Annotated in this window: 13 protein-coding genes; 4 read left to right on the forward strand and 9 right to left on the reverse strand. The window is 69.9% G+C overall.

Annotated features, from left to right (window positions below; translation table 11 throughout):
* Nucleotides 1-68 precede the first annotated feature (68 nt).
* Together trxB and trxA are read left to right on the forward strand one after the other, a co-directional pair.
* Nucleotides 69-1,082 (forward strand): thioredoxin-disulfide reductase, encoded by a 1,014-nt coding sequence (gene trxB / locus ACNKF0_RS22510; protein ID WP_416954944.1) that lies wholly within the window; start codon nt 69-71, stop codon nt 1,080-1,082.
* A 100-nt stretch (nt 1,083-1,182) separates the two neighbouring features.
* Nucleotides 1,183-1,506, forward strand: coding sequence for a thioredoxin (trxA, locus tag ACNKF0_RS22515; protein WP_299930264.1), 324 nt, complete (start codon nt 1,183-1,185; stop codon nt 1,504-1,506).
* Between the two features lie 110 nt (nt 1,507-1,616).
* Here trxA and ACNKF0_RS22520 read toward each other — a convergent pair whose 3' ends face one another.
* On the reverse strand, nt 1,617-2,261 hold the full coding sequence (locus ACNKF0_RS22520) for a GNAT family N-acetyltransferase (protein ID WP_416954945.1): 645 nt from the start codon (nt 2,259-2,261) through the stop codon (nt 1,617-1,619).
* 41 nt (nt 2,262-2,302) lie between these two features.
* Between ACNKF0_RS22520 and ACNKF0_RS22525 the strand changes: the two genes are divergently transcribed.
* Both ACNKF0_RS22525 and ACNKF0_RS22530 read left to right on the forward strand, forming a co-directional pair.
* Nucleotides 2,303-3,517 carry a pyridoxal phosphate-dependent aminotransferase gene (locus tag ACNKF0_RS22525; protein WP_416954946.1) on the forward strand — a complete coding sequence of 405 codons (1,215 nt, stop codon included), beginning with the start codon at nt 2,303-2,305 and terminating at the stop codon, nt 3,515-3,517.
* 57 nt (nt 3,518-3,574) lie between these two features.
* On the forward strand, nt 3,575-4,351 hold the full coding sequence (locus ACNKF0_RS22530) for a lysophospholipid acyltransferase family protein (protein ID WP_416954947.1): 777 nt from the start codon (nt 3,575-3,577) through the stop codon (nt 4,349-4,351).
* A gap of 183 nt (nt 4,352-4,534) precedes the next feature.
* Here the strand turns inward: ACNKF0_RS22530 and ACNKF0_RS22535 are convergent, their stop codons facing one another.
* From ACNKF0_RS22535 to rpmH, 8 genes are all read right to left on the reverse strand, one after another.
* A complete protein-coding gene (locus tag ACNKF0_RS22535; protein ID WP_416954948.1) occupies nt 4,535-5,554 on the reverse strand; it encodes a ParB/RepB/Spo0J family partition protein in 1,020 nt (339 codons plus the stop codon).
* Nucleotides 5,555-5,567: 13 nt separating this feature from the next.
* Complete coding sequence (locus ACNKF0_RS22540; protein WP_416954949.1) at nt 5,568-6,422, reverse strand: ParA family protein; 855 nt, start codon at nt 6,420-6,422, stop codon at nt 5,568-5,570.
* A gap of 286 nt (nt 6,423-6,708) precedes the next feature.
* Nucleotides 6,709-7,392: a 16S rRNA (guanine(527)-N(7))-methyltransferase RsmG gene (gene rsmG, locus ACNKF0_RS22545; protein WP_416954950.1), complete on the reverse strand. Its 684-nt coding sequence runs from the start codon at nt 7,390-7,392 to the stop codon at nt 6,709-6,711.
* Nucleotides 7,393-7,442: 50 nt separating this feature from the next.
* Nucleotides 7,443-7,898, reverse strand: a complete 456-nt coding sequence (locus tag ACNKF0_RS22550) for a protein jag (RefSeq protein WP_416958618.1) — start codon at nt 7,896-7,898, stop codon at nt 7,443-7,445.
* 173 nt (nt 7,899-8,071) lie between these two features.
* Nucleotides 8,072-9,043, reverse strand: coding sequence for a membrane protein insertase YidC (gene yidC, locus ACNKF0_RS22555; protein ID WP_416954951.1), 972 nt, complete (start codon nt 9,041-9,043; stop codon nt 8,072-8,074).
* Nucleotides 9,044-9,310 (reverse strand): membrane protein insertion efficiency factor YidD, encoded by a 267-nt coding sequence (gene yidD / locus ACNKF0_RS22560; protein ID WP_299930286.1) that lies wholly within the window; start codon nt 9,308-9,310, stop codon nt 9,044-9,046. It abuts the gene before it with no gap.
* Nucleotides 9,307-9,660 (reverse strand): ribonuclease P protein component, encoded by a 354-nt coding sequence (rnpA, locus tag ACNKF0_RS22565; protein WP_416954952.1) that lies wholly within the window; start codon nt 9,658-9,660, stop codon nt 9,307-9,309. The genes yidD and rnpA overlap by 4 nt, the downstream gene beginning before the upstream one ends.
* A gap of 24 nt (nt 9,661-9,684) precedes the next feature.
* Nucleotides 9,685-9,828 carry a 50S ribosomal protein L34 gene (gene rpmH / locus ACNKF0_RS22570; protein WP_206054688.1) on the reverse strand — a complete coding sequence of 48 codons (144 nt, stop codon included), beginning with the start codon at nt 9,826-9,828 and terminating at the stop codon, nt 9,685-9,687.
* Nucleotides 9,829-10,356 lie beyond the last annotated feature (528 nt).

Here is a 10,356-nt window from a genome sequence, read left to right on the forward strand (position 1 = left end):
GCCTACGATCGGTTGAGGACGACGTACCGCACACCCCGATCCAGAGCCCCAGGAGTCACTGACCGCACATGAGCACCAGCACCGAGACGCGCAACGTCATCATCATCGGCTCGGGTCCCTCGGGATACACCGCCGCCGTCTACGCCGCGCGCGCCGCTCTGGAGCCGCTCGTGTTCGAGGGCTCGGTCACCGCCGGTGGCGCCCTGATGAACACCACCGAGGTGGAGAACTTCCCCGGCTTCCGCGACGGCATCATGGGCCCGGCCCTGATGGACGAGATGCGCGCCCAGGCCGAGCGCTTCGGCGCCGAGCTGGTCTCCGACGACGTGGTGGAGGTCGACCTCACCGGTGATGTGAAGGTCGTCAAGACGGCCACCGACACCTACACCGCCCGCTCCGTGATCCTGTCCACCGGCTCCGGCTACCGCAAGCTCGGACTGCCGCGCGAGGACGAGCTCTCCGGGCGGGGCGTGTCCTGGTGCGCCACCTGCGACGGCTTCTTCTTCCGCGAGCAGGCGATCGCCGTCGTCGGCGGCGGCGACTCCGCCATCGAGGAGGCGACCTTCCTGACCCGCTTCGCGTCGAAGGTCTACCTGATCCACCGCCGCGACGAGCTGCGTGCCTCCAAGATCATGCAGGAGCGCGCCTTCGCCGACCCGAAGCTCGAGATGGTCTGGAACTCCGAGGTCGCTGCCATCAACGGCGCCGACAAGCTGGAGTCGATCACCGTGCGCGACACCGTCACCGGTGAGGAGCGCCCGCTCGAGGTGACCGGTCTCTTCATCGCCATCGGCCACGACCCGCGCTCGGAGCTGCTGACCGGCCAGGTCGACCTCGACGACGACGGCTACGTCCTCGTCGACCACCCGTCGACGAAGACCAACCTCCCCGGTGTCTTCGCCGCCGGTGACCTCGTCGACCACGTCTACCGCCAGGCCATCACCGCCGCCGGCACCGGCTGCGCGGCCGCCCTCGACGCCGAGCGCTTCATCGCAGCCCTCGACCACGAGGCGTCCACCGCCGGTGACGCCGCGGCCACGGTCGAGGCGATCGCCGAAGAGGTGCAGACCGCCGGGGCCTGAGCCCCTCCCCCACGCGCGCCGCCGGGAACATCTGTCGGTGACGTGCTGTTGAGTAGTCACAGTCGTTCGACAACCCAGACCTCCTGAAAGGGGCACCTCCGTGGCCAACATCGCCGCCGTGACCGACGCCGAGTTCGAGGCGCAGGTCCTCAAGTCCGACAAGCCCGTCCTCGTGGACTTCTGGGCGGAGTGGTGCGGCCCGTGCCGCCAGGTCGCTCCGATCCTCGACGAGCTCAACGCCGAGCACGGCGAGAAGCTCACGTTCCTCAAGATGAACGTCGACGAGAACCCGGTGACCCCCTCGTCCTACCGCGTCACCGGCATCCCGACGATCAACGTCTACCAGGGTGGCGAGGTCGTGAAGTCCATCGTGGGCGCCAAGCCCAAGGCCGCGCTCCTCAAGGAGCTCGACGGCATCATCTGAGTCGAGCAGCCGGCTGCGAGGAACGAGCGGTCGGCGTGGGCTCGGCCAGATTGAGCAAGCCCCGCGACTGAGGCACGAAGTCGCGACGGGCGCGTCGAAATCGATACCCGCTAGTCGCCTGAGGCGACCCGCACCGATCCGATCGGGCGGGTCGCCTTGTGCGTGGGGCGGACGACCCCCCACACCTTCTCCAGGGCCAGCTCCACCTCGTCCTTCCAGCTCAGCGCGGTGCGCAGCTCCATCCGCATCCGCGGGGTGGTCGGATGGGCGCGCTGGGTCTTGAAGCCCACACTGCCGAGGAACTCGGCCGGCAGCACGCAGCCGACCGTCTTCCCGCGCATGTCGCCGTACGCCTCGATCGCCGTGTGGCCGCGCTCGACCAGGTCCGCGGCCATCGCCTGGACGAGCAACCGGCCGAGGCCACCGCGCCGGAAGGCAGGGTCGATCCACGCCGTGGCCGCGATGATCGCGTCGGGCGAGCCGGGCGCCGTGGGCAGGCTCGCCGCCCCGGGGAGCCGCGCCGCGGGGGCGTAGACGATGTGCCCGACCGTGCGTCCGTCGAGGCGTACGACGCGTCCGCACGAGCCCCAGTCACGCAGCACCGCCGAGAGCCAGCTCTCCTTCTCCGCGATCCGCTCCTCGTGGTCGAGCCGGGCCCGGTCGACGGGCGTGAGCTCCCAGAACAGGCACGAGCGCACAGGGTCGGCCAGCTCCGCGAGGTGGTCGACCGTCAGGCGGGCGGTCTTGCGGGACACGTCTCGATGGTAGCGCCGGATGGCGCCTGAGAGGATGGAGCGTGCGCCCGATCCGACAGAGCAAGAAGCTGCAAGGTGTCCGCTACGACGTGCGCGGTCCGATCCTGGTCGAGGCCCAGCGGCTCGAGGCCGAGGGACACCGCATCCTCAAGCTCAACATCGGCAACACCGCCCCCTTCGGCTTCGAGGCCCCCGAGCAGATCCTCGCCGACATGATCCACCACCTGCCGCAGTCGCAGGGGTACGCCGACAGCCAGGGCATCTGGTCGGCGCGCACCGCCGTCATGCACTACTACCAGTCCCGCGGCCTGCGTGACGTGGGCGTGGAGGACATCTTCATCGGCAACGGCGTCTCCGAGCTGATCTCGATGGTGCTGCAGGCCTTCGTCGACGACGGCAACGAGATCCTGGTCCCGGCGCCCGACTACCCGCTCTGGACGGGAGCGGTGACCCTCGCCGGGGGGCTGCCCGTGCACTACCGGTGCGACGAGGAAGACGACTGGAACCCCGACCTCGCCGACATCGAGTCGAAGATCACCGAGAACACCCACGCGATCGTCATCATCAACCCCAACAACCCCACCGGTGCCGTCTACAGCGAGGAGACGGTCAAGGCGCTCGTCGACATCGCGCGCCGCCACCACCTCGTCGTGATGGCCGACGAGATCTACGAGAAGATCCTCTTCGAGGACGCCCAGCACCACCACGCGGCGACCTACGGCGGCAACGACGTGCTGTGCCTGACGTTCTCCGGCCTCTCGAAGGCCTACCGCGTGTGCGGCTACCGCGCCGGCTGGGTGATGATCTCCGGCCCGAAGGAGGTCGCCACCGACTTTCTCGAGGGCCTCACGCTGATCGCCAACATGCGGATGTGCTCCAACGTCCCGGCCCAGCACGCCATCCAGACGGCCCTGGGCGGCTACCAGTCCATCGAGGAGCTCATCGGTCCCGGTGGCCGCTTCTACGAGCAGTCCATGCTCGCGCACCGCCTGCTCAACGAGATCCCGGGCGTCAGCAACGTGAAGCCGCGGGGCGCGCTCTACTGCTTCCCCCGGCTCGACCCGGAGGTCTACCCCATCGACGACGACCAGGACTTCGTCATCGAGCTCCTGCGCGCCAAGAAGATCCTCGTCACGCACGGCACGGGCTTCAACTGGCCCGACCCCGACCACTTCCGGCTCGTCACCCTGCCGGAGGCCTCGGTGCTCGAGGAGGCCATCGGCAGGATCGCCGACTTCCTCGCCACGCGGCGCTGATCACGAAGGGTCGCAGGCGCGGCCCGACTGACTCCAGGGTGCCCTAGGCTCCTCGCCATGCGCGATGTGACCTACCCACCGATCATCGTCACCGCCAAGGCGGCCTTCAAGGCCCTCGGGCAGCGCTTCCGGATGACCGGCACCGAGCACGTGCCGCGCGAGGGCGGCGTGCTGCTGGCCTACAACCACGTCGGCTACGTCGACTTCGTCTACGGCGGCCTCGCGGCCAATCCGTCCGGCCGCCTCGTGCGGTTCATGGCCAAGCGCGAGCTGTTCGACCACCGGTGGGTGGGCCCGCTGATGCGCTCGCTGCACCACATCGAGGTCGACCGCGGCGACGGCCTCGACAGCTTCCGCACCGCGGTCGACCACCTGCGCCAGGGCGAGGCGGTCGGGATCTTCCCCGAGGCCACCATCTCCCGGGCGATGGAGCTCAAGGAGTTCAAGACCGGGGCCGTACGCATCGCCGCGGAGGCCGGCGTACCCCTCGTGCCGGTCATCATGTGGGGCACCCAGCGAATGATGACCAAGGACCACCCCCGTGACTTCTCGCGCGGGAAGACGATCGCGATCACGGTGGGCGAGCCGATGTACCCGACCGGCGACGACCCGGTCGGCGACACCGCGCGTCTCCACGCCCAGATGTCGCAGATGCTGCGCGAGACCGTCGCCGCCTACCCCGCGGACGAGCAGCCGCCGGGCTCGTGGTGGGTGCCCGCCTCGATGGGGGGCTCGGCTCCCACGCTGGAGGAGGCCGCGCGCCTGGACGCCGAGGAGAAGCGCGAGCGGGCCCGCAAGCGCGCCGCCAAGCGGGCGAAGAAGACAAAGCGCTAGGTCGCTACATCGATCTGTCGACAGGTCGATGAGTTGCTTTGTCGACATTTGCGGCTCGGGCTCGACGCTGAGTCCCCGCTCAGGCGGGGAGTCTGCCTCTTGGAGGCCTCTACAACCCCCTCCAGGTGTCAGACTCCCCCCACCAGTTGCGTACGACGCGGGAGAGGCGCGGGTGCGCGCGTCTCAGATCGGACGGTCGTCGCGGTTGCGGGGGTCCATGATGTCGACGATCCGGCGCAGGTCATCGAGGCTGGCGAACTCGACGGTGATCTTGCCCTTGGCCTTGCCGAGGTCGACCTTGACGCGCGTCTCCAGGCGGTCGGAGAGGCGGTCGGCCAGCTCGGACAGGCCGGGGGCGACCGGCTTGTTGCGTACGACGCGTGCCGGGGCGTCGTCCTCGACCCCGACGGACACGATCTCCTCGAGGCCGCGCACCGAGATGCCCTCGGCCGTGACCCGCGACGCGAGCCGGTCCTGCAGGCCGGCGTCGTCGACCGACAGCAGGGCGCGGGCATGCCCGGCGGACAGGACGCCGGCAGCGACGCGGCGCTGGACCGCGGGGGAGAGCTTCAGCAGCCGGAGCGTGTTGGAGATCTGCGGCCGCGAGCGACCGATGCGCTGGGCGAGCTCCTCGTGGGTGCAGCCGAAGTCCTCGAGGAGCTGGCCGTAGGCGGCTGCCTCCTCGAGGGGGTTGAGCTGGGCGCGGTGGAGGTTCTCCAGCAGCGCGTCGCGCAGCATGTCCTCGTCGTCGGTCTCGCGGACGATCGCCGGGATGGTGTCGCGGCCGGCCTGCTGCGAGGCCCGCCACCGCCGCTCGCCCATGATCAGCTCGTAGGAGTCCTCGCCGGTGCGTCGTACGACGACGGGCTGCAGGAGGCCGACCTCGCGGATCGAGTGCACGAGCTCGGCCAGCGCCTCCTCCTCGAAGACCTGGCGCGGCTGGCGGGCGTTGGGCCGGACCTGCGCGATGGGCAGCTCGGCGAAGTAGGCGCCCGAGGCGACCGAGGCGCCCGACGCCTCCGCGCCGTCGACGGGACCGGCCGCCTGCTCCGGCCGGCCGTCGCGGTCACCGGGGGCCGTCGTCGCGCCCGGCACGGGCGTCGTCGAGATCGTCGTCGAGGACGGCGGGGGCTGGCTCGGGGCAGTGGGGATCAGCGACCCCAGGCCACGGCCCAGGCCTCGGCGCGGTGCGTTGCTGCTCATCCGAGGACCTCACTCATGCCGGTGCTCCCTTGCTGGCGATCTCGCGGGCTGCCTCCAGGTAGGACAGCGCGCCCGCCGACGCAGGATCGTAGGTCATCACGGTCTGTCCGTAGGACGGCGCCTCCGAGACGCGCACCGACCGCGGCACCGCGGTCTTCAGCACCTGGTCGCCGAAGTGCCCGCGCACCTCGTCGGCCACGCCGGCCGCCAGCCGGGTGCGCGCGTCGTACATCGTCAACAGGATCGTGGAGATGACCAGGCGCGGGTTGAGGTGCTGGCGGACCATCTCGACCGTCTCCAGCAGCATCCCGAGTCCCTCGAGGGCGTAGTACTCCGCCTGGATCGGGATGAACATCTCGCGGCCGGCGACCAGGGCGTTCAACGTGAGCAGCCCGAGCGACGGGGGACAGTCGACCAGCACGTAGTCGAAGCGCTCCTCGCCGACGTCGCCGGCGCTGCCGACCAGGGGGTGAGCGGTGATCGCCCGGTCCAGTCGCTGCTCGCGCGCGACCACGCTGACGAGCTCGATCTCCGCGCCGGCGAGATCGATCGTCGCCGGCACGACCCACAGCCCCGGCAGGTCGGCGGACTCGGTCATCACGTCCGCCAGCGGGGCGCCCTCGACCAGCATGTCGTACGTCGACGGGACGCCCCGGTGGTGCTCGATGCCGAGGGCGGTCGAGGCGTTGCCCTGCGGGTCGAGGTCGATGACCAGCACCTTCTGACCGAGCTGGGCCAGGCCAGCAGCCACGTTGACCGTCGATGTGGTCTTGCCGACGCCCCCCTTCTGGTTGGCGACGACGAGGACGCGTGTGGCGTCCGGGCGGGGAACACCCTGTCGACGGAGGCCGCCGGTGCGAGCCAGCACCGAGTGCTGGGCCGCTTGCGCCAGCGGCGTCGCGTGGTCGGCGAAGTCGTTGTCCTGCCCGGCAAGATCTCCGGCGGTGCGTACTTGCCACGCCGGCCGCGTTTCACGTGAAACATCCTGCGCTGCCGTTTCACGTGAAACAGATCCGTCATCCCCGTCCTGTGGACGAACACCCACATTCTGTGGATAGTCGCGCTCAGCGGAGTGGTCTGGAGCGGTGGAAAACGGGTAGGGCGCGTCGTCGGTCCGACGCCATCCCGCGCTGTCGCTGGGGCCCTGGCTCAACTCAGCTCACCTCTCGCTTGACCGATGATCGGTCTCGACGCCCGGAGCGCCGCTTGGCAACACGGGCAAGGGGCCAACCTATCCGGGCCGGGTCGGCCCACGGCACCCGCACCACGGTGGTGGGCGGATCGAGTAGATCGACACCCACCTCGAACACCTGAGGCTCCCCGCACCGCCAGGCGGTCAGGAAGCCTCGCGCCTGGGCGATCTCCTCGTGGATCGACCGGCCCTTCATCGCGATGGTCGCACCGGTCGGCGCCACCAGCGGCATCGACCACCCGAGCAGGCGCTCCAGGGGAGCGACGGCTCGAGACGTCACGACGTCGAAGGTGGCCGACCCGTGCAGGTCCTCGGCCCGGCCGCGGACGACCGTCACGTGGGAGAGGCCGAGCTCGGCGACGACCTCGTCGAGGAACGTCGTGCGCCGCAGGAGCGGCTCGACGAGCGTCACGCTGAGATCGGGGCGTGCGATGGCCAGCACGAGACCCGGCAGCCCGGCGCCCGTGCCGATGTCGCACACCGACGCGCCCTCGGACACCGCCTCGCCCAGGACGGCCGAGTTGAGCACGTGGCGCTCCCACAGGCGGGGCGCCTCTCGCGGACCGATCAGCCCGCGTACGACGCCCTCGGTGGCCAGCAGCTCGGTGTAGCGCTCGGCGAGGGGAAGCCGGTCGGACGCGAACACCCTCCGCGCCTCGGGAGGCGCGGAGGGTGTTTCACGTGAAACGTCGTCGCTCACGCGGGCAGGATCACCACGTGCCGCTTGGGCTCGGCGCCCTCGGACTCCGAGGTCAGGCCGGCGGCGGCCACCGCGTCGTGGACCACCTTGCGCTCGAAGGCGCTCATCGGCTCCAGGGAGACCGACTCACCGGACTCGCGCACCTCAGCGATGGAGGTCTCGGCCAGCGCCACGAGCCGCTCGCGCTGCTGGGCACGGTAGCCGTCGATGTCGAGCATGAGGCGCGACCGCTCGCCGGTCTCGCGGTAGACCGCCAGCCGGGTCAGCTCCTGGAGCGCTTCCAGCACCTCGCCGTTGCGTCCCACGAGCAGGCTCAGGTCGGCGCCGCCGATCTGCACGCTCGCGCGGTCACCCTCCACGTCCATGTCGAGGTCGCCGTCGAGGTCGGCGATGTCGAGGAGCTCCTCGAGGTAGTCCGCCGCGATGTCGCCCTCGTGCTCGAGGCGCTGCACCTTCGAGGGACGAGCCGCACCGCTCTCGGCGGTGTCGGTCTCGGTGGCCGTGGCCGCCTCGGTGCTCGCGTCGGTGCTGGTATCGCCGTCGGTCAACTGCTCACTCACGTGTGTCTCCTGCTTCTCGGTCAGGTCGGACGACACCCTCGCGAGCGCCGTCGGGGATGTCGGGGTCAGCGCTTCTTCTTGCCGCGCTGGGCCTTGGTCTGGCGGTGGGGCTGCTGCCGGGTCTGCGACTTCTCGGCGCGACGTGCCTCCGCCTCGGCGGCGAGCCGCTCCTCCTCGATCTGCGCGGGCGTCTTCAGGCCCTTGCGGGCTGCCTTCGCGCGGTCGCGCTCCTCCTTGGCGTCGGCCGCGGGCGTGCCCGGGGCCGGGTTGTTGCGGATGACGTAGAACTGCTGACCCATGGTCCAGAGGTTCGACGTGGTCCAGTAGAAGAGGACGCCGATCGGGAACGCGATGCCGCCCACGGCGAAGACCACCGGGAGGACGTAGAGCAGCATCTTCTGCTGCTGTGCGTAGGGGCCCGAGAGCGCGTCGGCGGGCATGTTCTTGCTCATCAGCTGACGCTGGGTGAGGAAGGTGGTCGCCGTCATCGCGAGGACGAGGACCGCCGCGAGCACCCGCACGCCGATGTCGTCGGTGTTGAGGAAGGTGTCGGAGATCTTGGCGCCGAGGAAGACCGCGTCACCGAACTGGGTGTTGAGCTCCTCGGTCATCAGGCCGCGCTCTTCCGAGGGGTCCTTCGCGGCCTGGTCGATCAGCCGGAACAGCGCGAGGAAGATCGGCATCTGCAGCAGGATCGGCAGGCAGGACGCGAACGGGTTGGTACCCGAGTCCTTGTAGAGCTTCATCGTCTCCTGGGCGAGACGCTCCCGATCGTGACCGTACTTCTTCTGCAGCTCGCGCACCTTGGGCTGGATGAGCTGCATGTTGCGGCTGGACTTGATCTGCTTCACGAAGAGCGGGATCAGCGCCATGCGGATCACGAGCGTCAGCCCGATGATCGACAGCACCCACGCGATGCCGGTCTCCGGACCGAAGATGCTGCCGAACAGCTTGTGCCAGCCCACCAGCACCGCGGAGATGACGTAGTAGAGCGGGGCCATGATCGCGCCGCCGATGGTGCTGAAGAAGTCGAGCACTCATGCTCCTCGAGTTGCAGTGGACGAAGACGTGGACTGGTCGGCCGAACCGGCGCGGGAGGGAACGGGGTCGTAGCCGCCGGCCGCCCACGGGTGGCAGCGGGACAGACGGCGTACGGCGAGCCAGGTGCCGCGGAGCGAGCCGTGCACGGTGACGGCCTCGAGGGCGTACGCCGAGCAGCTCGGGTGGTAGCGGCAGACCTGGCCGTAGAGCGGGCTGATCGCGAAGCGCCACGCGCGGATGACCCCGATGAGGAGGTGCTTCATGACGGGCTCACCCTGCTCAGCGTACGGGCGAGATCGGCACCGAGGGAGGCGTACGACGCATCGGCTGCGGCCGGCAGGGCACGGACCACGAGCGCAGCACGACCCGGGAGCTCCTCGAGCGTCGCGAGGTGCTCCCGGGTCAGGTGCCGGAGTCGTCTCTTCACACGGTTTCGCGTGGCGGCGTTGCCCACGGCCTTGCCGACCGTGAACCCCACCTGAGCCGGCGCCGGGACCGCGTCCGCATCCACCCAGAGGTGGACCACGAGCGTGGCGGAGCCGGCGCGTCGCCCCTGACGCACCGTGCGGCGGAAACCGTCAGCGGTGGTGAGGCGGTGGACAGCGGAGAGCACGGCGCGTGCCGTGAGCGCTGGCCGTCAGACGGCCAGGCTCTTGCGGCCCTTGCGGCGACGGCTCGACAGGATGGCGCGACCGGCACGGGTCCGCATGCGCAGGCGGAAGCCGTGCACCTTGTGACGGCGACGGTTGTTCGGCTGGTACGTACGCTTGCTCACGGCTATTTCTCCGAAGGTTTCGAGGGATGTCCACTCCACACCGAGGTCGGTGCTGGCCCAGGTTCAGGCCCCGAAGATCAGGTACTTCGGCCGGCACCGCCCGCCCGCGTGGCCGCCTGGTGGCGGATCGTGGACATGCGGCACCCGTCGACAGGGAGCGACCGGCCAACGGTACGCGGCAGGCGTTCGGGGGGTCAAACCCACGAGACGCCCCGGACGGCCGGCCTGTGGATGACGTCTTGCTCGGCGGCTCTTCCGGTTGTTACGTTCGGTGCCTCCGCGGTCCGTCCCGACCTCGGTCCGACCAGGGTCCAGCACGCCATGTGATCCGGGTCACAGGCCCGTCGAAACAGCCTCTGACCTGCGGAAACGCTGGAAGGATCACCAGCCGTTGCGGCCCCGGAGGTCCGATCCCCCAGATCGGTCCCGGCAGTTCACAGCTTGTGGACAACTCTGTGGAAGCCCGCCCCGGCCGTATCGGTGGAGTGGTGGTTCCGAGCCGGATTCCCAGCGGCACACACGCACGACGACACG

This window comes from Nocardioides sp. T5 (assembly GCF_048161455.1).
Classification (GTDB): domain Bacteria; phylum Actinomycetota; class Actinomycetes; order Propionibacteriales; family Nocardioidaceae; genus Nocardioides.